This window comes from Pseudomonas fluorescens (assembly GCF_002022275.1).
GTDB lineage: Bacteria > Pseudomonadota > Gammaproteobacteria > Pseudomonadales > Pseudomonadaceae > Aquipseudomonas > Aquipseudomonas fluorescens_AJ.
This window is the reverse complement of record NZ_MSDF01000018.1, coordinates 44,982-66,206: the sequence shown is the minus strand read 5'-3', so window position 1 is coordinate 66,206 and position 21,225 is coordinate 44,982. Positions and strand designations below refer to the sequence as shown.

Genomic DNA, 21,225 nt, shown 5'->3' with positions numbered 1-21,225 from the left:
TCTTACTCAGTGATCAAACACGGCGAGCGCCGCCGGGGTTTTGCTTGGGTGGGTCTTGGCGTCTTGTGGCACATCGTTTCCAGCACTGAGGCCACCGCCCAATGCGGTCACAAGTTCAGCGTGGGCACTCAAACGCGCGGCCTGCACCTGTTGCTCGATCTGCTGCTGGCGGAACAGCAACGTCTGGGCGTTCAGCACATTGAGGTAATCGGTGAGGCCGCGTTGATAGGCGATGGTCGCGATGTCGTAGGTTTTCTGCGCCGAAGCCACCGACTGCGCGGCGAAGGCCGACTGCTTGTCCAGGGATTCGCGGCGGATCAATTGGTCGCTGATGCCCTTGAGCGCGTTGACCAGCGTCTGGTTGTACCGAGCAACAGCGATGTCATACCCGGCACTCGCCTCGCCCAATTGCGCACGCAAACGGCCGCCGTCGAAGATCGGCAAGGTGATCGCCGGGCCGATGGTGTAGTTGAGTTTTTCGCCACTCAGAAAGCCCAGCATGGCGCCGCCGGTGGCCATGTAGCCGAGGCTGCCAACCAAATCCACATTGGGATAAAAACCTGCGTGGGCCACATCAATGCCGCGCGCCTGTGCCGCGACTTGCCAACGGCTGGCGACCACGTCGGGGCGCTGGCCGAGCAATTGGGCGGGCAAGCTCGAAGGCAACTTGAGCGGCGCGGCGAGGGACAGGCTCGGGCGTTGCAGCTGCGCGCACTCCCCCGGGCCTTTGCCGGCCAACGCCGCAAGCTGGTTGCAGCTCAGGGCGATGTCTTCGTCCACGGCGTCGAGTTGGCGGTGGGTTTCCGGCAACGGGGTTTCGGCCTGGCTGACATCGAAGTGCGTGCCGATTCCGGCGTTCAGGCGCTTGTTGGCCAGGTCCAGAATCTGCTGTTGCTGGGCCAGGGTGGCGGCGACGATGTCGCGGTTGGCGTAGTGCAACGACAGCTGGATATAGGCGCGCACCACGTTGTTCTGCAGTTCGAGCTGGGCCTGGCGGGCTTCGGCGGCGCTCATGTGCGCCAGGTCGACAGCGCGTTCAGTGGTGTTACTTTCGCGCCCCCACAGGTCGAGTGCGTAGCTCAGGCCCAGGGACGCAATGTTGTCCCAGGTATTGGCACCGCTCAACTCGCCCGGGCCATAGAACTGATCTTTCGGCCAGTTGTGGCGCTTGAGCGTCGTGTCGCTGTTGATCTGCAACGACTCGGCGGACTCGGCAACCCCGGCCAACGCACGTGCTTCACGCACCCGCGCGGCAGCCATGGCCATACTCGGGTTGTTTTGTGTGGCGAGGTCGACCCAGCGGTTCAATTGCGGGTCGCCGTAGGCTTGCCACCATTGCGCGGTGGGCCAGTGGGCATCCTTCGCGGCGCTCTGGATCGCGGCATCGGTGGCCAGGGTATTGGCGTTGAGGGCCTGGCCCTGAGGGGCGATTCCTCCGGTTCCGATGCAGCCGCTGATTGCTAACGATAAGGCCCAAACACTGAGAGTCTTCAGCTCTCTGCTGATGCGAAGCGGCACGGCAAGCGAATCCTGAGATGGTGATGCGGGAGAGGTGGCGCAATTCTAGGGGGCGCCATGGAGGACGATAAGCTGGCATTCCTGTGAATCTTTGTTACCGTTCAGGCGATAATCCGTTGGTAGGGATCACTGGACGGCGTAACTTTCTGTCACAATTTGCTATCTCCCTTGAGAACACTCCATGGACACTTTGCAAAACATGCGCGCTTTCAGTTGCGTGGCCGAGGCCGGCAGCTTCACCGCCGCCGCCGTGCAACTGGACACCACCACCGCCAACGTCTCGCGCGCGGTCTCCAACCTGGAGGCCCACCTGCAAACCCGCTTGCTCAACCGCACCACCCGACGCATCGCGCTGACCGAAGCCGGCAAACGTTATTTGCTGCGCTGCGAGCAGATCCTCGCCTACGTCGAAGAAGCCGAAGCCGAGGCCAGCGACGCGCATGCGCGCCCGGCCGGGCAGTTGAAAGTGCACACCATGACCGGCATCGGCCAACATTTCGTGATCGACGCGATTGCCCGCTACCGCCGCACTCACCCCGACGTGACCTTCGACCTGACCCTCGCCAACCGCGTGCCGGACCTGCTCGACGAGGGTTACGACGTGTCCATCGTGCTGGCCAGCGAGCTGCCGGATTCGGGGTTTGTGTCGCAACGGTTGGGCATCACCTACAGCATCGCCTGCGCCTCACCGGATTACGTCAAGGCCAAGGGCTGCGCGCAACGCCCTCAGGATTTGCTCAACCATGCGTGCCTGCGCCTGGTGAGCCCGGTGATCCAGCTGGACAAATGGACGTTCAACGGCCCTGAAGGCCAGGAAAGCGTGGCGATCAATACCTCGCCGTTTTTGGTCAACTCGGCCGACGCGATGAAAACCGCGATCACCAGTGGCATGGGCGTCGGCCTGCTGCCGGTGTATGCGGCCATCGAAGGCCTGCGCAATGGCACGCTGGTGCGGGTGATGCCGACCTACCGCTCGCAGGAGCTGAACCTGTACGCCATCTACCCGTCGCGCCAGTACCTGGATGCGAAGATCAAAACGTGGGTGGAATACCTGCGCGGTTCGTTGCCGGAGATTCTGGCGGCGCATCAGGCGGAGTTGGCAGCGTATGAGTTGAGTGGCGGCTTGGGCGGCGCTCGGCTGGCGACCTGATTTCCATCAAACAATTGAGATCAAATGTGGGAGCTGGCTTGCCTGCGATAGCAACAACTCGGTCTGCCTGATACACCGAGTTGCCTGCATCGCAGGCAAGCCAGCTCCCACATTTGTCCCCTGCCCACTTTTGATCTGCAGTGTCCTGACAACCTTGACCAGGAATGTTAGCTTGCTTGGCATTCTCCCGTAGTCGATGAGCCCGCCTGCCATGAAAAAGACTGTCCTCGCCTTCAGCCGTGTCACCCCGCAAATGATCGAACGCCTGCAACAGGATTTCGAGGTGATTTCGCCCGACCCCAAGCGCGGGGACATCAATGCCCAATTCAATGAAGCCCTGCCCCACGCCCATGGTTTGATCGGCGTAGGCCGCAAGTTGGGCCGCGCGCAGCTGGAAGGCGCGAGCAAACTGGAAGTGGTCTCCAGCGTGTCGGTGGGCTACGACAACTACGACGTGGCGTACTTCAACGAACGCGGCATCATGCTCACCAACACCCCGGACGTACTCACCGAAAGCACCGCCGACCTGGCGTTCGCCCTGCTGATGAGCAGCGCACGCCGTGTCGCCGAGCTGGACGCCTGGACCAAGGCCGGCCAATGGAAAGCCAGCGTCGGCGCGCCGTTGTTTGGTTGCGATGTACACGGCAAAACCCTCGGTATCGTCGGCATGGGCAATATCGGCGCCGCCGTTGCCCGCCGTGGCCGCCTGGGTTTCAACATGCCGATTCTGTACAGCGGCAACAGCCGCAAGACTGAGCTGGAACAGGAACTGGGCGCGCAATTTCGCAGCCTGGACCAGTTGCTGGCCGAGGCGGATTTCGTCTGCCTGGTGGTGCCGTTGAGTGACAAGACCCGTCACCTGATCAGCACCCGCGAGCTGGAGCTGATGAAGCCCAGCGCGATCCTGATCAACATTTCCCGTGGCCCGGTGGTAGATGAACCGGCGCTGATCGAAGCCCTGCAAACCGGGCGTATTCGCGGCGCCGGGCTGGATGTGTATGAGCAGGAGCCGCTGGCCGAGTCGCCGCTGTTTCAGCTGAGCAATGCCGTGACCCTGCCTCACATCGGCTCGGCGACCGATGAAACCCGCGAAGCCATGGCCAACCGCGCCCTGGAGAACCTGCGCAGCGCCTTGCTGGGCGAGCGTCCGCAGGATCTGGTGAACCCGCAAGTGTGGAAGGGCTGACACGTTCCCCCTGTGGGAGCTGGCTTGCCTGCGATAGCTTCACCTCGGTGCAACTGCCAGACCGAGGCGCTTGCATCGCAGGCAAGCCAGCTCCCACACAAGCCAGTCCGACACAAAACCCGGTTAAAGCCTGGCGTCCTCAAGTCGATAACCTTCCATAGAAGTTCGTCATCCCTGATCCACAGAAGGTTTTTATGTCCACCACCAAAGCCCGCGCAGATTCACTCTCGCTTCTGCTCTTTACTCTGCGCAGCGGCAAGCTGATGGCGATCAACCTGCTGAAAGTCAGTGAAATCATCCCCTGCCCGCCGCTGACCAAGCTGCCGGAGTCGCACCCGCACGTCAAAGGCATCGCCACCCTGCGCGGCGCGTCGTTGTCGGTGATCGACCTCAGCCGTGCCTTGGGCGAAATGCCGTTGCAGGACCCCAACGGCGGTTGCCTGATCGTCACTGACGTCAGCCGTTCCAAGCAGGGTTTGCATGTGCAGGCCGTGAGCAAGATCGTGCACTGCCTGACCACGGATATCCGCCCGCCGCCGTATGGCTCCGGCGGCAACCGCGCGTTTATCACCGGCGTGACCCAGGTCGAAGGCGGATTGGTGCAAGTGCTGGACATCGAAAAGGTCATCCACGGCATCGCCCCGGCACCGATTGAAGCGGCGCCTACTGACCTGACCATGGAAGAGGCCGAAGTGCTGGGCAATGCGCACATCCTGGTGGTCGACGACAGCCAGGTGGCGTTGCAGCAATCGGTACACACCTTGCGCAACCTCGGGTTGACCTGCCACACCGCCCGCAGCGCCAAGGAAGCCATCGACGTGCTGCTGGAACTGCAGGGCACGGTCGAGCAGATCAACGTGGTGGTCTCCGACATCGAAATGTCCGAGATGGACGGTTATGCCCTCACCCGCACCCTGCGCGAAACCCCGGATTTTCAGCACCTCTATGTGCTGCTGCACACGTCCCTGGACAGCGCGATGAACAGCGAAAAAGCCCGCCTGGCCGGTGCCGACGCAGTGCTCACCAAGTTTTCCTCACCGGAGCTGACCAAGTGCCTGGTCGTGGCCGCCCAAACCGTGGCGCAAAAGGGTTTGTAAGCGTTGGCCGACTATTTCCAGCTGTTGCGTCGCGACCTCACCGGCAGCCTGCCCGCCCCGCAATGGCCGCCGAATACGCAACTGGATCACTACCGTGACGAGCTGGCTCCGGCCATTCACGCAGTGCTGAGCATGACCCAGAACAGCGGCGGTGGGCGTGTCGCCGGGCTGGATGAATGGCGGCGACGGTTCACTACCGATGCCGAATTCGACCCCACGCTGTGCCTGGTCGCCAGCAACGCCGATGGAATTCTCGGCGTGGCCCAATGCTGGACCAGCGCCTTTATCAAAAACCTCTCCATTCACCCGTGCGCCCAGGGCCAGGGGCTGGGCCGCGCCTTGCTGCTGCACACTTTCCACGTGTTCAAACAACGCGGCGAGCCCTACGTGGACCTCAAGGTACGGGAAAGCAACCTGCGTGCGCGGCAACTGTATGAAAGTGCGGGCATGGTCTTTGTCCTGCGTGACGTCGTCCCCGAGAGCTGACGGGCACTGGCGCATAACTTGCTTCCAGAGAGCCCAAGCGGTGAACAGAGGTAAAAACCCGTCACCGCCAACGAGTGCCCTCTGACCTTGCCTGGTGACAGATCCTCCATGAATACTCACTTTTCCTGCGTAGGTTGCGGCAAATGCTGCACCGACCACCACGTGCCCCTGACCCTCCTGGAAGCCCGGCAGTGGGCGGCGGACGGCGGTAACGTCATCGTTCTGGTAGAAGGTTTTCTGGGCAACGGTCTGGGCCTGCCTCAACAACAACGCGAGCACGCCGAGCGCCGTTCGGTGGTGGTGCCCAGCGGCAATACCGAGGCCTTTGTGGCAATCACCTTGGCCGCTTACAACGCCGGGCGCTGCCGGAATCTTGACGAAGACAACCGCTGCGGCATTTATGAACGCCGCCCATTGGTCTGTCGCATCTACCCGATGGAAATCAACCCGCACATCCCGCTCAACCCGGCCGCCAAGGACTGCCCGCCGGAATCCTGGGAACAGGGCCCGGCGCTGATCGTCGGCGGTGAGTTGATAGACCTGGAACTCGCAGACCTGATTCGCCAATCACGCCAGGCCGACCGCGACGATGTACAGACCAAGGAAGCGGTGTGCGCCTTGCTCGGCATTCGCACCACGGCGCTCAAGGGCGATGGGTTTACTGCGTACCTGCCAGATATGAATGCTTTTGCGCAGGCGATCGAGTTGGCGATCAATCAGCCCTCACCCGCCAATGAGTGGGTGTTTCACGTGTCCGGAATGGACATCGCTGAACAACTGTTGGATGCCGGCGCCCAGATCGCAACCCAGGTGCCGGCCAACTACGCGTTTATTTCATTGCGACAGGCTTAGGCTGTTTGATCGCCGTGCACTGGATTTCGATCCGGGCATCATCCAGCAGCTTGCCCGCGGCAAAGGTGGTTCGCGTCGGAAGCTTATCCTTCGGAAAATAGCCGACATAGACTTCGTTCATTGCCTTGAAATCCTTGATGTCGGCAAGAATCACCATGCACTGGGCTATTTCACCCATGCTCACGCCCTGTTTGTTCAGAATGTCGCGCATGTTTCTAAGCGCTTGGCCGGTTTCCGGGCGGATCCCCCCGGGCACCAGCTTGCCGTCTTTATCACTGCCCAACTGTCCCGAGATATAGAGTGTGTTGGCGGCCTTCACGGTTTCCGAGAACGGCAACCCACTGCCCCCCGGTGTGAATACCATCTCGGCAGGTGCAGGTTGGCTTGACGTCGGTGCAAGATAAGGCTGGGTAATGGCCGCGTACTTGCCGTTGTCTTTCAAGCGCTGCAGCGCCTTGTTCAGTGCCGCGGTCAATTCAGGGTCGGTCTTGCGCGTAGCAATGGCGGGGCCACTGCCCAACAACTCATCCTGGATAGCCGGTCCGGCAAAGGCAAACGCTGTGCCTTGAGGGGTGTTCAACAACGCCTCGCTGATTTCAATGCTGTCTTGCAAGGTCGCGTCCAACTCACCAGCCAGAAAACTCTTGATCAGTTGAGTGTTGAGATTGAAGCTAATCACCTGCACCCCTTGCGGCGCCCACCGTGCCATGGCATAGGCTGCGCGGCTAGTGCCCGTCAATACACCCACGCGTTTGCCCCTCAGCGAATTGGGCTCTGGCAGCAGGTTGGAACCCACACGGGCCACCAACCGGTTTTCAAGGGCATAGAGTGGGTCGGTGAAGTCGACTATTTGACGCCGTGGCGGGGTCGCGGTCATCGGCATGATCGCGTCGAAACGCTGGGCCTGGAGCGCTGCAATATTGGTTGCATAAGGCTGGTCGACCCACACGCAACGCGCCTGGAGCTCAGCACACAGTGCGTTACCCAGCTCAATATCCAAACCCACGAGATCGCCTTGCGCATTGCGGTATTCAAAAGGCGGTACATCCGCCTCGACGCCAAATCGTATCTCGCTCCACGGGATGGTTGGAGGGGGAGCAACAGCGCAACCGCTCCCGGCAAATATCATCAGAGCGAGCGTCAGCATTCTTGTTGCCGTAGTCATAAACCTGTCCTGTGCGAAAGTGGTGTCAGGCATTCGGGCTCAGCCACTGAAGGCCCGAACACGCCCAACGTTCTAACAAGCACTAACCGGTCTTTAACTACGACACGCCTGTTTACTTAGTAGGAGAATTCCCAAACTTATAGTAGTCAGCATTTTGCTTGACCGCCGATTACCTCAGTGACGGGGAGTCGGGTCATCCAGGTTGTAGGACTGCAGAATCCGCAGGTACTCACCGCTCTGCATCAGCCGCTCCAGCGCGTGGTTGAGCTCATTGCGCAAGTTGATGTCAGGCTTACGCAATGCAATGGCCACGCCGTCACCCAATAATTCAGCCGAAACAGCCGGGCCAAGAAAGTCGAAATCCTGCCCCCCGGCGGTGTCAAGCAATGCTCTGCGAATCTCCACGGTACCTTGCAACGTCGCATCGATCTGACCCGCCACAAGACTTCGCATCAGTTCGTCATTAAGCCAGAAACTCTTGACGATGACGCCTGCCGGCGCCCATTCCGACTGCACAAACGCCTCGCGATTACTGCCCAGGAGCACGCCAACTCGCTTTCCTTTAAGCGAGCGTGCGGTGGGTAATAAACCGGAAGCCTTGCGAGCCACCAGCCGAGTGGTGAATGGATAGAGGTTGTCGGTGAAACTCACCCATTGGCGCCGCTTTGAGGTGGGCGCCATGCCCATGATCGCGTCGAACTGCCGCGCCTCAAGGGCCGGGAAGTTTTCCACAAGCACCTGATCAACCCAGGTACAGCGCACGTTGAGCTGTTTGCACAGCGCATTGCCCAAGTCGATATTGAGCCCCACCAGCTCGCCTTGCTGATTACGGCTTTGAAACGGAGGGAACTGCGCGGCGACGGCAAAGCGAATTTCGCCCCGCGGTTGATCAGCAGCCGCCGCGGCATCCATCGACAGCAATAGAGCAAACGCCAGGCATAGGTGTATGAGGACCACAAGGGACGTCCTTTTCCGGAAAGATCAGCCTCGCCAGGCGCCGACAAAAATAGCCGGGGCGAAGGAAAGGCTGTGCAGCTTTCTAGAAGCGGACGTACACCTACAAGCAGAAAAGTCAGCAACCGTTGTAGGCGAATGCCGACATTGCGTTCAGCGGATTAGTCTCAGCGTTTACCCATTGAGCGGCGAGTGCCCGGCGGGGCCATGCCCGGCGACTTGGTGTGGCCGTTTTTGGCGCCATTCTTGTACCAAGGCTGGGCAGCGTTCTTGGCCCCGGCCAGTTCACCCGGTTTGAACGGAAACTTGAACGCCGGGATCTCGGCTTTTTCAACGCTTTCAGCGTCGGCCGGATCGACGAGGTCGGCCGCTTCAACAGGGGGTTGTGTCGGGGAAGTCATGAAAGCTCCGGGGTGTGCAAAAAATGAGGCGGGCCGGTTGCGGGCCACGCAGGCGCGCAGTATACCTGCGCGCTTCGGATCTTTAACCACCGCCGGTACGAACGGCGGGAGTTTACTGACAGCGCCGTCAGATAGCGGTCACTGTGCTGACCGGATTGGCGCGTTATAAAGAGCCCCTATCCTTCCCACCCTTTGCCCCGGCGCCTCACCCCATGCACATTCAACGAAAAACCGCCCTGATCGTGGGTGTCCTCGTGGTAGTGGCCATTGCAGCCTGGGTGTGGACCCGGCCGGCCAAGACCAAACTGGCGGCACCCACTGCAATCCCGGTGCGGGTGGTGAGCGTCACGCAGCAGGACATTCCGCGGTTTGTCAGCGGCATCGGCTCGGTGCTGTCGTTGCACAGCGTGGTGATTCGCCCGCAGATCGACGGCATCCTCACCAAATTGCTGGTGAAAGAGGGTCAACTGGTCAAGACCGGCGATTTGCTGGCGACCATTGATGACCGTTCGATCCGCGCCAGCCTCGACCAGGCCAAGGCGCAATTGGGCGAAAGCCAGGCGCAGTTGCAAGTGGCGCTGGTCAACCTCAAGCGCTATAAGGAACTGAGCATCGACGACGGCGTGTCGAAGCAGACCTATGACCAGCAACAAGCGCTGGTCAATCAGCTCAAGGCCACTGCGCAAGGCAATCAGGCCGCGATCGACTCAGCGCAGGTGCAGCTTTCCTACACTCAAATTCGCTCCCCCGTCACCGGTCGCGTCGGTATTCGCAGCGTGGACGAAGGCAACTTCCTGCGCATGAGCGATACCCAGGGCCTGTTTTCGGTGACCCAGATCGACCCGATCGCCGTCGAATTTTCCCTGCCGCAACAAATGCTCCCAACCCTGCAAGGCCTGATCGCCGCGCCTGACAGAGCCAGCGTCGACGCCTATCAGGGCGCCGACACCGACGGCCAGACCGGCGACCTGCTCGGCGAAGGCCACTTGAGCCTGATCGACAACCAGATCAGTTCCACCACCGGCACCCTGCGCGCCAAGGCAGAATTCACCAACGCCTCGCAGCGTCTGTGGCCGGGGCAACTGGTGACCATCAAGATCCAGACGGCTCTCGACAAAAATGCCCTGACAGTGCCGCCAACCGTGGTGCAACGTGGCCTGGACTCGCACTTTGTGTACCGCGTCAACGGTGACAAGGTGGAGATTGTGCCGGTGCAAGTGGCCTATCAGAACAGCGAGATCAACATCATCAAGGGCGTGAACGCCGGGGATGTGCTGGTCAGTGATGGTCAATCGCGGCTCAAGGCTGGCGCTCAAGTGGAAGTGCTTAAAGAGCCACCGCAAGTGATCCAGACCGTCGACGCCAAGGTGCAGCCATGAGCGGCAGCCGTTCGCCTTCCGCCTGGTGCGTTGATCATCCGGTCGCCACCCTGTTGTTGACCTTCGCTCTGGTGCTGCTCGGGGTGATTGCCTTCCCGCGTTTGGCCGTCGCCCCACTGCCGGAAGCGGAATTTCCGACGATTCAGGTCACCGCCACCCTGCCCGGCGCCAGCCCGGACACCATGGCGTCGTCGGTCGCCACGCCCCTGGAGGTGCAATTCAGCGCCATCCCCGGCATGACCCAGATGACCTCCAGCAGTGCGCTGGGCTCCAGCCTGCTGACCCTGCAGTTCACCCTGACCAAGAGCATCGATACCGCCGCGCAGGAAGTCCAGGCCGCGATCAACACCGCGTCCGGCAAACTGCCCAGCGACATGCCCAGCCTGCCGACCTGGAAAAAGGTCAACCCGGCGGACAGCCCGGTGCTGATCCTCAGCGTCAGTTCAGACAGCATGCCCAGCACCGAACTGAGCGACTACGTGGAAACCCTGCTGGCCCGCCAGATCAGCCAGATCGACGGCGTCGGCCAGATCAACATCACCGGCCAGCAACGCCCGGCGATTCGTGTACAGGCCTCGCCGGATAAACTCGCAGCCATCGGCCTGACCCTCGCCGACGTGCGTGTGGCCATCCAGCAATCGAGCCTGAACCTGGCCAAAGGCGCGATTTACGGTGAGAACAGCGTGTCGACCCTGTCGACAAACGACCAGCTGTTTCACCCGGACGACTACGGCCAGCTGATTGTTTCCTACAAGAACGGCGCACCGGTTCAACTGCGTGACATCGCCAAAGTCATCAACGGTTCGGAAAACGCCTACGTGCAGGCGTGGTCCGGTGACACCCCGGGCGTCAACCTGGTGATTTCACGCCAGCCCGGCGCGAACATCGTCGAGACCGTGGACCGCATTCAGGCAGAACTGCCGCGCCTGGAAGGCATGCTGCCGGCCTCGGTAAAAGTCAGCGTATTGACCGACCGTACCAAGACCATCCGCGCGTCCCTGCATGAAGTGGAAGTGACCCTGCTGATCGCGATTTTGCTGGTGGTGGCGGTAATGGCGCTGTTCCTGCGCCAATTGTCGGCGACGATGATTGTGTCCAGCGTGCTCGGCGTGTCGCTGGTGGCGAGTTTTGCGCTGATGTACCTGATGGGCTTCAGCCTGAACAACCTCACGCTGGTGGCGATCGTGATCGCCGTGGGTTTTGTGGTGGACGATGCCATTGTGGTGGTGGAAAACATTCACCGTCACCTGGAGGCCGGCCTCGATAAACGCGAAGCAGCGATCAAGGGCTCCGGCGAGATTGGCTTTACCGTGGTGTCCATCAGCTTCTCGCTGGTGGCGGCGTTTATTCCACTGCTGTTCATGGGCGGTGTGGTCGGGCGACTGTTCAAGGAATTTGCGCTGACAGCCACCTCGACCATCCTGATTTCGGTGGTGGTCTCGCTGACATTGGCGCCCACGCTGGCTGCGCTGTTCATGCGCGCACCCACTCACCATGCCCACGACAAACCCGGTTTCAGCGAACGCCTGCTCGCGGGCTACGCACGCAACCTGCGCCGTGCGCTGGCGCATCAGCGCAGCATGGCGGCCATTTTCATGGTGACTCTGGCCCTGGCCGTGGTCGGCTACGTGTTTATTCCCAAGGGGTTCTTCCCGGTGCAAGACACCGGTTTTGTACTCGGCACCAGCGAAGCGGCGGCCGACGTGTCGTACCCGGACATGGTCGCCAAACACAAGGCCCTCGCCGAAATCGTCAAGGCTGACCCGGCAGTGGAATCATTTTCTCACTCCGTGGGCGTGACCGGCAGCAACCAGACCATCGCCAACGGGCGCTTCTGGATCGCCTTGAAAGACCGCGGTGATCGCGACGTGTCCGCCAGCCAGTTCATCGACAGGATCCGCCCGAAACTGGCGAAAGTGCCGGGCATCGTGCTGTACCTGCGTGCCGGCCAGGACATCAACCTCAGCTCCGGCCCGAGCCGCGCCCAGTATCAATATGTGCTCAAGAGCAACGACGGCCCGACGCTGAACACCTGGACCCAGCGCCTGACCGAAAAACTGCGCGCCAACCCGGCATTTCGCGACCTGTCCAACGACCTGCAACTGGGCGGCAGCATCACCCACATCAGCATCGACCGCCAGGCCGCCGCGCGCTTCGGCTTGACCGCTACCGACGTCGACCAGGCGCTGTATGACGCGTTCGGCCAGCGCCAGATCAACGAGTTTCAGACCGAGATCAACCAGTACCAAGTGGTGCTGGAGCTCGACAGCCAGCAACGCGGCAAGGCCGAGAGCCTGAACTACTTCTACCTGCGCTCGCCGCTGACCAATGAAATGGTGCCGCTGTCGGCGCTGGCCAAGGTCGACCCGCCTACCGTGGGCCCGCTGTCAATCAGCCATGACGGCATGTTCCCGGCCGCCAACCTGTCGTTCAACCTGGCACCTGGGGTGGCGTTGGGCGATGCGGTGATCATGCTCAACCAGGCCAAGAACGAAATCGGCATGCCGGCCACCATGATCGGCACGTTCCAGGGCGCAGCCCAGGCATTCCAGAGTTCCTTGGCCAGCCAGCCGTGGCTGATCCTCGCGGCGCTGGTGGCGGTCTATATTATTCTGGGTGTGCTGTATGAGAGTTTCGTGCACCCGCTGACAATCATTTCCACCCTGCCCTCGGCGGGCCTGGGCGCGTTGATCATGCTGTGGTTGCTCGGCCAGGACTTCTCGATCATGGCGCTGATCGGCCTGGTATTGCTGATCGGCATCGTGAAGAAAAACGGCATCCTGATGATCGACTTTGCGCTGGAGGCTCAGCGTGTGCGCGGGCTGCCGCCTGAGGAGGCGATCTATGAAGCGTGCGTCACGCGATTCCGGCCGATCATCATGACCACCCTCGCCGCGTTGCTCGGTGCGGTGCCGCTGATGCTGGGCTCCGGGCCAGGCGCCGAACTGCGCCAACCGCTGGGTATCGCGGTGGTCGGCGGGCTGCTGGTGAGTCAGGCGCTGACGCTGTTCACCACTCCGGTCATATACTTGTACCTTGAACGGTTTTTCCACAGACCCAAACCAGCCCTTGAGCTGGCGACCACACATTAAGGCCTAGGCCCCGTCCTGGAACAAAAGGCTCATGCGCGTCCTGATTATTGAAGATGAAGAAAAAACCGCGGACTACCTGCATCGCGGCCTGACGGAACAGGGTTACACCGTGGATGTGGCACGCGAAGGCGTCGAGGGTTTGCACCTGGCGCTGGAGAACGATTACGCGGTGATCGTGCTCGACGTGATGCTCCCGGGCCTCGATGGCTTTGGCGTGCTTCGCGCGCTGCGTGCGCGCAAGCAGACGCCGGTGATCATGCTCACCGCCCGCGAGCGCGTGGAAGACCGCATCCGTGGCCTGCGTGAAGGCGCGGATGATTACCTGGGCAAACCGTTTTCCTTCCTGGAACTGGTGGCGCGCTTGCAAGCCCTGACGCGCCGCAGCGGCGGCCATGAACCGGTGCAAGTCACCGTGGCCGACCTGTGGATCGACCTGATCAGCCGCAAAGCCAGCCGCAACGGCGTGCGTCTGGACCTGACGGCCAAGGAGTTCTCGCTGCTCAGCGTGTTGGCGCGGCGTCAGGGTGAAATCCTTTCCAAGACCTCAATTGCGGAAATGGTCTGGGACATCAATTTCGACAGCGACGCCAACGTGGTCGAAGTGGCGATCAAACGCCTGCGCGCCAAGCTCGACGGGCCGTTCGACACTAAGCTTTTGCACACCATTCGCGGCATGGGTTACGTGCTGGAGAATCGCAGTGTCGGCTAACTCCATCGCCCTGCGCCTGAGCGGCATGTTCACCCTGGTGGCGTTGCTGATCTTTGTATTGATCGGCGGCGCGCTGTACCAACAGGTGGACCGGGGCCTGGGGTTGTTACCGGGCGCCGAGCTGGATGCGCGCTACAGCGTGCTGGAATCTTCGGTCAACCGCTTCGGCACGCCGGATCACTGGGCGAAAATTACCGCCAAACTGAAGTTACTCAGCGAAGAAGACAAGCGCATCCGGTTCTGGGTGGTGAGCAGCGATCCGAACTACGAATACGGCAACCCCGACGCACAGATCCGCGCCTTCGCCGAAGGCCGCACCGGTAAGCGCGACCTGCGCCTGGCCGGCCACAAACACCCGTTCAAAGCACTGGTCAGCCAGTTCCCGGCCAAGGATCAGCGCCCGCCGCTGCGTTTCATGATCGCCATCGACACCGAGAACTTCCACGCCACCCAGCACCAACTGTTGATGGCGCTGATCGGCCTGGCGTTTGTCGGCGTGGTGCTGGCGGCGCTGTTGGGGTTCTGGGTCTCGCGGATCGGCCTCAAACCGCTGGGCAAACTCTCGGATGAAGCGCAGAAACTGGCGCCACCCAAACTCTCCGGGCGCCTGCAATTGTCGCCGCTGCCGCCGGAGTTGAGCCAGTTCGTTAATTCGTTCAACTCCACCCTCGATCGGGTGGAACAGGCTTATTCGCGCCTGGAATCCTTCAATGCCGATGTGGCTCATGAACTGCGCTCGCCGCTGACCAATCTGATCGGCCAGACCCAAGTGGCACTGACCCGTGGGCGCTCGGCCGAGCATTATTTCGAAGTGCTGCAATCCAACCTCGAAGAGCTGGAACGCCTGCGCTCGATCATCAATGACATGCTGTTCCTGGCCAGTGCCGATCAGGGCAGCAAGGCCACCAAGCTGATCGAAAGCTCGCTGGCCGATGAGGTCGCCACGACCCTCGACTATCTGGACTTCATCCTCGAAGACGCCCAGGTAAAAGTGCACGTACGCGGCGACGCCCTGGTGCATATCGAAAAAGCCCACCTGCGCCGCGCGCTGATCAACCTGCTGAGCAACGCGGTGCAACACACCGCGCCGGGGCGATTGATCGAAGTGAACATTGAAATGCAGGAGCATCAGGTATCGATCGGGGTGACCAACCCGGGTGATGAGATTGCCAGTGAGCATTTGCCACGGTTGTTCGAGCGGTTTTATCGGGTGGATGCATCGCGCAGCAACAGCGGGGCGAATCACGGGTTGGGGTTGGCGATCGTCAAGGCGATTGCGCTGATGCACGGCGGGGATGTGTTTGTGCGCAGTGAGGGTGGCGGTAATACCTTTGGCATTACGTTGCCCGTCTAAGGCACCCCGGTCAAATGTGGGAGCTCCAGCGGTCTTACTGTTGCCGTTTGGGCAATAGTTATTATCTTGTTACACTCTGTATCGCACCGCTCACCTGCGTTACTTTGACGCACCGATGAGCGAGACGGCAGGACAGGTTCACGCTCACCCGAATTTCCCTCGACTTATTTCCAGGGCTCTACACTGGGAATCTGTTTAAAGCCGCTGACTTCAGCGGCTTTTTTTTGCCGTAAAAAAAGGCCAGGCACACCCCCACGACACTGGCCGTTGTCGATAGACCAAAGGAGCTACACCGGTGAAGAACTCGCTGACGCTTACCCCGTTATTCCTCGCGATTGCAACAACGATCGCCCCTCTCGCCCACGCGGCAGACCCCACCCCCGCCGACGGTTTCGTTGAAGGCGCCAGCCTCAAAATCAACACCCGCAACTACTACATGAACCGCGACCGGCGCGACATTCACACCGATGACAGCAAGGAATGGGGCCAAGGCTTTCTCGGCACATTTGAATCCGGCTACACCCAAGGCACCGTCGGCTTCGGCCTGGACGTGAATGCCATGCTCGGCCTCAAGCTTGACGGCGGTGGCGGCACTGATGGCTCCAGCATCCTTCCCTACGGCAGTGGCAACGGCAAAGCACCCGGCTCGTTCTCCACCGCAGGCGGCACCCTGAAAATGCGCGCGTTCGACACGGAGCTGAGAGCTGGCGACTTGTTCCTCAACAACCCGGTGATCGCCGGCGGCATGACCCGCATGCTGCCGCAGACCTTCCGTGGCGTCAGCGTGACCAACCACAGTTTCGAAGGCTGGATGCTCGAAGGCGGCCAGGCCAGTTTCACCAAGCTCTACAACCAGAGCGGCCACCGGCGCATCGGCACCAGCTATGGCGCATTGCCGGACAACACCGACAGCCAGCACCTGAATTGGGCCGGCGTGTCGTTCAGCGGCATTCCGGGTTTAACCAGCAACCTGTACGCCTCCAAATTGAAAGACGTATGGCATCAGTATTACTACGACCTGGACTACACCTACGCGCTGAACGAGTGGGTGAGCCTCAACCCGGGCCTGCACTACTACCACACCCAGGACACCGGCCAGTCGCTGTTGGGCGGCATCGACAACAACACTTACAGCCTGCATTTCACCGTCGGCGTGGGCAACCACAGCGTCACCGCCGCCTATCAGCGGGTCAATGGCAACACGCCGTTCGATTACATCGCCCAGGGCGACAGCATTTACCTGGACAACTCCCAGCAATACTCCGACTTCAACGGCCCGAACGAGCGCTCGTGGAAGCTCAAGTACGTCTATGACTTCTCCGGCCTCGGCATGCCCGGCCTGACCTCGGCGGTCTCCTACATCAGCGGCAAGACCGACCTGACCAAAGTCGACCCCAACAGCCGTGGCTACAGCGCCTGGTACAGCGCCGACGGTAAAGATGCCAAGCACTGGGAACGCGATATCGACCTGAAATACGTGGTGCAAGGCGGCAAGGCCAAGGATCTGGCGGTGCGCCTGCAGTGGGCAACTAACCGTGGCGGCAATGGCTATTCGGCAGTGGACCGGGATGTGGATGAATACCGGGTGATCGTGGATTATCCGATCGACGTGTTCTAACGCCGCTCGTCCTATGGAATACGCTCAAAAGGTGGGAGCTGGCTTGCCTGCGATGGCGGTGCACCAGATGTAAACGCGTCGACGGGTACAACGCTATCGCAGGCAAGCCAGCTCCCACACTGAATCTGCGTTTGCCTACTAAGCTATGGGCATCCTCGAAGCAGAAGTAAGCCGATGAGCCCGAGCCTCCCACGCCACACACGCCGCCCGGAACGCTTGCTGATTGCAGGAAGCGTCCTCACGGTGCTGGTGATCGTCGCGATCGTCACTGCGCTGCTGATCCGTGAGCATGCCAACACCTTGCAGGCCGCCAAGCGCACGGCGAACAACATCACTCAATTGATCGACGCGGACGTGCTGCGCAACGTGGAGCTCTATGACTTGGCGCTCACAGGCCTGATCGCTGCCACCGAACGCAATGACCTCAGCAGCGTCTCTGCCAGCATTCGCCACCTGGTGCTGTTCGACCGCTCCACCGCCGCGCCGTACAAGGGCGACATTCTGCTGCTGGACGGCAATGGAGAAGTGATCGCGGACTCCTCACTGCTGACACCCAAGACCGGTAATTTTGCCGATCGCGACTATTTCCAGATACACCGCACCCACCCCGACATCGGCCTGTACATCAGCCGCCCGTTTCTGGCGCGCTGCGTGTGTGATGACCCTTGGCGGATAGCGTTCAGCCGCCGTGTTTCCGCACCGGACGGGCGCTTCCAGGGCGTGGCGGTGGCGTCGATGCGCCTGTCGTACTTCCATCAGTTGTTCAGCGGGCTGAATATCGGCAGTGACAGCACCATCAACCTGATCAACCAACAGGGCATCCTGCTGGCGCAGGAGCCAATGCTGGAGCTGGACATGATTAACAAAGACCTGAGCCAGCGCCCGAATGTAGCGCGCATGCTCAAGGAGCACGATGGCAGCTTTCAGGGCGTCTCTAGTGTCGATAGCCAGCCAGGGCTCTACACCTTCTCCACCGTCGGCAACCTGCCACTGATCGTAGCAGTGGCGCTGTCTGCCGATGAAGTGTTCGCCCAATGGAGGCGTGCCGCCATTCTGGTCAGTATGGCGACGGGTGTGCTGTGCATCGGGCTACTGTGGCTGACCTGGATGCTCAGCAACGAACTGCGCCGGCGTCACCGCGCCGAGCAGGTGCTGTCAGAACTGGCAGCCACTGACGCGCTGACGGGCCTTGCGAACCGTCGCACCCTCGACGAACGGATGCGGCTGGAATGGGACCGTGCGCAGCGCTCCACCGAGCCGCTGACGCTGCTGATGATCGACGTTGACCACTTCAAGGCCTTCAACGACCGCCATGGTCATCACGGCGGGGACGAGGCCTTGCGCCTGGTTGCCCATGTGATTGACGACAACATCCGGCGCCCGGCCGATTTGGCGGCGCGTTATGGCGGGGAGGAATTTGCAGTGGTACTGCCCCATACCGACGCCAAAGGGGCCTGGGTGATCGCCGAACATATCCGCAGCAGCGTCGAGCACTTGCCGCGCATGCCCAATGCAGAAGGCGCGATTACCGTGAGCATCGGCATGAGCACGTGGGATAAACGCAGTCGCCAATCACTGGAAGCCTTGTTGCTCAGTGCGGATCAGGCGTTGTATGAGGCCAAGCACAGTGGGCGCAATCGTATAGTCGATGCTGCGGGCCTGTAATCAGGTTAACTGAGCCTCTGTGGCGAGCTAGCTTGTTGTGGCGAGCGAGCTTGCTCGCGTTGGGCTGCGAAGCGGCCCCAAAACCAGGCGCCTTATTCTGTCAGATATATTGATGCAGGCCTTTTGGGCCCGCTTCGCGGGCCAACGCGAGCAAGCTCGCTCGCCACAAAAAGCTCACTCCCTACAACAAGCTCGCTTGCCACAACAGGCTGCCCCCCACAGAGGGCTCTTTCACACAATTGCGGGCATAAAAAAAGGCCACCCGAAGGCAGCCTTTCAAAACTAACGAAAAGAGAGTTGTTACTTACACCGCCGCAACGGGACGCATGTAAGAGATCGGTGCGGTGCTGGCATCTTCGAAGGTCACAACTTCCCAAGCGTCTGTCTGCTCAATCAACTTGCGCAGCAGCTGGTTGTTAAGGGCGTGGCCCGACTTGAAGCCTTTGAACTCGCCTATCAGGCTATTGCCCAGCAGGTAGAGGTCACCGATTGCATCGAGGATCTTGTGCTTCACGAATTCGTCTTCGTAGCGAAGGCCGTCTTCGTTCAGTACACCATCCGCGTCGACCACAATGGCGTTTTCAACGCTGCCGCCGAGTGCGAGATTGTGCTTGCGCAGGTACTCGATGTCACTCATGAAACCAAAGGTACGGGCGCGGCTGACTTCTTTTACGAACGAAGTGCTGGAAAAATCCACGCTTGCACTTTGGGTGCGGTCACGGAATACCGGGTGATCGAAATCGATCTCAAAGCTCACTTTAAAGCCTTCGAACGGGACGAAGGTGGCGCGTTTGTCGCCGTCTTCTACTGTCACTTCCCGCAGAATGCGAATGAACTTCTTGGCTGCGTCCTGTTCTTCCAGGCCGGCAGATTGAATCAAGAATACGAAGGGTCCAGCGCTGCCATCCATGATCGGGACTTCGGACGCGGAGAGCTCGACGTAGGCGTTATCGATGCCCAAACCGGCCATGGCCGAGAGCAAGTGCTCCACCGTGTCCACTTTCACGTCACCGTTGACCAACGTGGTCGACATCGTGGTTTCGCCAACATTTTCCGCGCGAGCAGGAATCTGCACCACAGGGTCCAGGTCGGCACGAACAAACACGATGCCGGTGTCGACAGGTGCGGGCTTGAGGGTCAGGTATACCTTCTCCCCGGAGTGCAGACCTACACCTGTGGCACGGATAATATTCTTCAGGGTGCGTTGTTTAATCATGGCTTGGACCGCTTCAGCGCAAATTGCGAACTGGTATCAACAAAGGCTGGCGATAATAACAGACCAGACCTTTGCTGAACACCAATCACCTTCATAGCCCTGATACATTCCATTAATCGGCCTGACGACGCAGGAATGCCGGGATGTCCAGGTAGTCCAGATCATCTTGCGGATTCAGGCTACGGGACGCCGCAGCACCGGCCTGAGCCTGGTTGCGCATCACGGTCGGACGGTCCAGATCACGGTAGTTCACAGACGGCAGTTCCTGGCGCGAAGGCGCTGGAGCGGCAGCTTGCTGGCTGACGTGGCTGGTGTGACTGGTATGAACGGTATTGTCGATGACCTTCACAGGCTTCTCGATTTTCGCGCCCAGGCCGGTAGCAACCACGGTCACGTGCAGTTCATCGCGCATGTCCGGATCGATAACGGTGCCGACTTTGACCATCGCGTGCTCGGAAGCGAAGGCTTCGATGATGCTACCCACGTCGGAGTACTCACCCAGGGACAGGTCAGGACCGGCGGTGATGTTCACCAGGATGCCGCGTGCACCTTGCAGGTTCACGTCTTCCAGCAACGGGTTGCGGATGGCCGCTTCAGTGGCTTCACGTGCACGGTTCGGACCGCTGGCGCAGCCAGTGCCCATCATCGCCATGCCCATTTCGCTCATCACGGTACGTACGTCGGCAAAGTCGACGTTGATCATGCCCGGGCGCTTGATGATGTCGGAGATACCGCGAACGGCACCGGCCAGTACATCGTCAGCCTTGGCGAACGCGGACAGCAAGCTTGCGTCCTTGCCCAGGATGGTCAGCAGCTTCTCGTTGGGAATGGTGATCAACGAGTCGACGCTTTCAGACAGCAGACGAATGCCTTCGTCGGCGATCTGCATGCGCTTGCGGCCTTCGAACGGGAACGGACGGGTCACGACAGCAACTGTCAGAATCCCCATTTCCTTGGCCACTTCGGCAATGATCGGAGCTGCACCGGTACCGGTACCGCCGCCCATGCCGGTGGTGATGAACACCATGTTGGTGCCTTGCAGCACTTCAGCAATACGCTCGCGGTCTTCCAGTGCGGCTTGACGGCCGACTTCCGGATTGGCGCCAGCGCCGAGGCCCTTGGTCACGGCTGTGCCCAATTGCAGGATGGTCCGCGCGCCGATGCTTTTCAGCGCCTGGGCATCAGTGTTGGCGCAGATGAATTCAACGCCTTCAATGTTGCTCTTGACCATATGGTTGACAGCGTTGCCGCCGCCACCGCCGACACCGATCACTTTGATGACCGGGCTTGCGGGGATGTTGTCTACGAGTTCGAACATGTTCCCTCTCCTTTCGTTATCTCTAGTTTTTTCGCCTACTGCTTGCTGCGGTGTTGCGGTAAATC

The 21,225-nt window shown here is 60.6% G+C and carries 17 protein-coding genes; 11 read left to right on the top strand and 6 right to left on the bottom strand.

Going from position 1 to position 21,225, the window contains the following annotated elements; translation table 11 throughout:
- Positions 1-6 precede the first annotated feature (6 nt).
- A complete protein-coding gene (locus tag BFW87_RS16480) occupies positions 7-1,518 on the bottom strand; it encodes an efflux transporter outer membrane subunit (RefSeq protein ID WP_078740817.1) in 1,512 nt (503 codons plus the stop codon).
- A 181-nt stretch (positions 1,519-1,699) separates the two neighbouring features.
- Here BFW87_RS16480 and BFW87_RS16475 point away from each other — a divergent pair, with 181 nt between their 5' ends.
- The 5 genes from BFW87_RS16475 to BFW87_RS16455 all read left to right on the top strand — a co-directional run bounded on the left by BFW87_RS16475 (position 1,700) and on the right by BFW87_RS16455 (position 6,289).
- Positions 1,700-2,668: a LysR family transcriptional regulator gene (locus BFW87_RS16475; RefSeq protein ID WP_078740816.1), complete on the top strand. Its 969-nt coding sequence runs from the start codon at positions 1,700-1,702 to the stop codon at positions 2,666-2,668.
- A 211-nt stretch (positions 2,669-2,879) separates the two neighbouring features.
- Complete coding sequence (locus BFW87_RS16470) at positions 2,880-3,854, top strand: 2-hydroxyacid dehydrogenase (RefSeq protein WP_078740815.1); 975 nt, start codon at positions 2,880-2,882, stop codon at positions 3,852-3,854.
- Positions 3,855-4,048: 194 nt separating this feature from the next.
- The gene (locus BFW87_RS16465) at positions 4,049-4,951 is read left to right on the top strand and encodes a chemotaxis protein CheV (protein WP_078740814.1); all 903 of its coding nucleotides are present in this window, start codon (positions 4,049-4,051) and stop codon (positions 4,949-4,951) included.
- A 3-nt stretch (positions 4,952-4,954) separates the two neighbouring features.
- Entirely contained in the window at positions 4,955-5,437 is a 483-nt protein-coding gene (locus tag BFW87_RS16460; RefSeq protein ID WP_078740813.1) for a GNAT family N-acetyltransferase, read from the top strand.
- Positions 5,438-5,545: 108 nt separating this feature from the next.
- Entirely contained in the window at positions 5,546-6,289 is a 744-nt protein-coding gene (locus BFW87_RS16455) for a YkgJ family cysteine cluster protein (RefSeq protein ID WP_078740812.1), read from the top strand.
- Here BFW87_RS16455 and BFW87_RS16450 read toward each other — a convergent pair.
- The 3 genes from BFW87_RS16450 to BFW87_RS16440 form a co-directional block, all read right to left on the bottom strand.
- On the bottom strand, positions 6,267-7,454 hold the full coding sequence (locus BFW87_RS16450) for a transporter substrate-binding domain-containing protein (protein WP_078740837.1): 1,188 nt from the start codon (positions 7,452-7,454) through the stop codon (positions 6,267-6,269). The genes BFW87_RS16455 and BFW87_RS16450 overlap by 23 nt on opposite strands.
- A gap of 174 nt (positions 7,455-7,628) precedes the next feature.
- The gene (locus BFW87_RS16445; protein ID WP_078740811.1) at positions 7,629-8,411 is read right to left on the bottom strand and encodes a transporter substrate-binding domain-containing protein; all 783 of its coding nucleotides are present in this window, start codon (positions 8,409-8,411) and stop codon (positions 7,629-7,631) included.
- Between the two features lie 164 nt (positions 8,412-8,575).
- The gene (locus tag BFW87_RS16440; RefSeq protein ID WP_078740810.1) at positions 8,576-8,809 is read right to left on the bottom strand and encodes a hypothetical protein; all 234 of its coding nucleotides are present in this window, start codon (positions 8,807-8,809) and stop codon (positions 8,576-8,578) included.
- A gap of 212 nt (positions 8,810-9,021) precedes the next feature.
- Here BFW87_RS16440 and BFW87_RS16435 point away from each other — a divergent pair, with 212 nt between their 5' ends.
- The 6 genes from BFW87_RS16435 to BFW87_RS16410 all read left to right on the top strand — a co-directional run bounded on the left by BFW87_RS16435 (position 9,022) and on the right by BFW87_RS16410 (position 18,626).
- Positions 9,022-10,188, top strand: coding sequence for an efflux RND transporter periplasmic adaptor subunit (locus BFW87_RS16435; protein ID WP_078740809.1), 1,167 nt, complete (start codon positions 9,022-9,024; stop codon positions 10,186-10,188).
- On the top strand, positions 10,185-13,280 hold the full coding sequence (locus BFW87_RS16430) for a multidrug efflux RND transporter permease subunit (RefSeq protein WP_078740808.1): 3,096 nt from the start codon (positions 10,185-10,187) through the stop codon (positions 13,278-13,280). Before BFW87_RS16435 ends, BFW87_RS16430 begins: the two co-directional genes overlap by 4 nt.
- A gap of 31 nt (positions 13,281-13,311) precedes the next feature.
- Positions 13,312-13,989, top strand: a complete 678-nt coding sequence (locus BFW87_RS16425; protein ID WP_078740807.1) for a heavy metal response regulator transcription factor — start codon at positions 13,312-13,314, stop codon at positions 13,987-13,989.
- On the top strand, positions 13,979-15,343 hold the full coding sequence (locus BFW87_RS16420) for a heavy metal sensor histidine kinase (protein ID WP_078740806.1): 1,365 nt from the start codon (positions 13,979-13,981) through the stop codon (positions 15,341-15,343). Before BFW87_RS16425 ends, BFW87_RS16420 begins: the two co-directional genes overlap by 11 nt.
- A gap of 295 nt (positions 15,344-15,638) precedes the next feature.
- Positions 15,639-16,961 carry an OprD family porin gene (locus BFW87_RS16415; RefSeq protein WP_078740805.1) on the top strand — a complete coding sequence of 441 codons (1,323 nt, stop codon included), beginning with the start codon at positions 15,639-15,641 and terminating at the stop codon, positions 16,959-16,961.
- A gap of 174 nt (positions 16,962-17,135) precedes the next feature.
- A complete protein-coding gene (locus BFW87_RS16410) occupies positions 17,136-18,626 on the top strand; it encodes a diguanylate cyclase (RefSeq protein ID WP_078740804.1) in 1,491 nt (496 codons plus the stop codon).
- A gap of 304 nt (positions 18,627-18,930) precedes the next feature.
- Here BFW87_RS16410 and lpxC read toward each other — a convergent pair whose 3' ends face one another.
- Positions 18,931-19,842, bottom strand: coding sequence for a UDP-3-O-acyl-N-acetylglucosamine deacetylase (gene lpxC / locus BFW87_RS16405; protein ID WP_003171886.1), 912 nt, complete (start codon positions 19,840-19,842; stop codon positions 18,931-18,933).
- Between the two features lie 112 nt (positions 19,843-19,954).
- Positions 19,955-21,160 carry a cell division protein FtsZ gene (gene ftsZ / locus BFW87_RS16400; protein WP_078740803.1) on the bottom strand — a complete coding sequence of 402 codons (1,206 nt, stop codon included), beginning with the start codon at positions 21,158-21,160 and terminating at the stop codon, positions 19,955-19,957.
- Between the last annotated feature and the right edge of the window lie 65 nt (positions 21,161-21,225).

Excerpts from the sequence above, each read along its gene's own strand:
- BFW87_RS16450 (WP_078740837.1), bottom strand. The coding sequence starts at position 7,454 with ATGACTACGGCAACAAGAATGCTGACGCTCGCTCTGATGATATTTGCC.
- BFW87_RS16435 (WP_078740809.1), top strand. The coding sequence starts at position 9,022 with ATGCACATTCAACGAAAAACCGCCCTGATCGTGGGTGTCCTCGTGGTA.
- ftsZ (WP_078740803.1), bottom strand. The coding sequence starts at position 21,160 with ATGTTCGAACTCGTAGACAACATCCCCGCAAGCCCGGTCATCAAAGTG.
- BFW87_RS16465 (WP_078740814.1), top strand. The coding sequence starts at position 4,049 with ATGTCCACCACCAAAGCCCGCGCAGATTCACTCTCGCTTCTGCTCTTT.
- BFW87_RS16410 (WP_078740804.1), top strand. The coding sequence starts at position 17,136 with ATGAGCCCGAGCCTCCCACGCCACACACGCCGCCCGGAACGCTTGCTG.
- BFW87_RS16430 (WP_078740808.1), top strand. The coding sequence starts at position 10,185 with ATGAGCGGCAGCCGTTCGCCTTCCGCCTGGTGCGTTGATCATCCGGTC.
- BFW87_RS16440 (WP_078740810.1), bottom strand. The coding sequence starts at position 8,809 with ATGACTTCCCCGACACAACCCCCTGTTGAAGCGGCCGACCTCGTCGAT.
- BFW87_RS16470 (WP_078740815.1), top strand. The coding sequence starts at position 2,880 with ATGAAAAAGACTGTCCTCGCCTTCAGCCGTGTCACCCCGCAAATGATC.
- lpxC (WP_003171886.1), bottom strand. The coding sequence starts at position 19,842 with ATGATTAAACAACGCACCCTGAAGAATATTATCCGTGCCACAGGTGTA.
- BFW87_RS16455 (WP_078740812.1), top strand. The coding sequence starts at position 5,546 with ATGAATACTCACTTTTCCTGCGTAGGTTGCGGCAAATGCTGCACCGAC.
- BFW87_RS16475 (WP_078740816.1), top strand. The coding sequence starts at position 1,700 with ATGGACACTTTGCAAAACATGCGCGCTTTCAGTTGCGTGGCCGAGGCC.
- BFW87_RS16425 (WP_078740807.1), top strand. The coding sequence starts at position 13,312 with ATGCGCGTCCTGATTATTGAAGATGAAGAAAAAACCGCGGACTACCTG.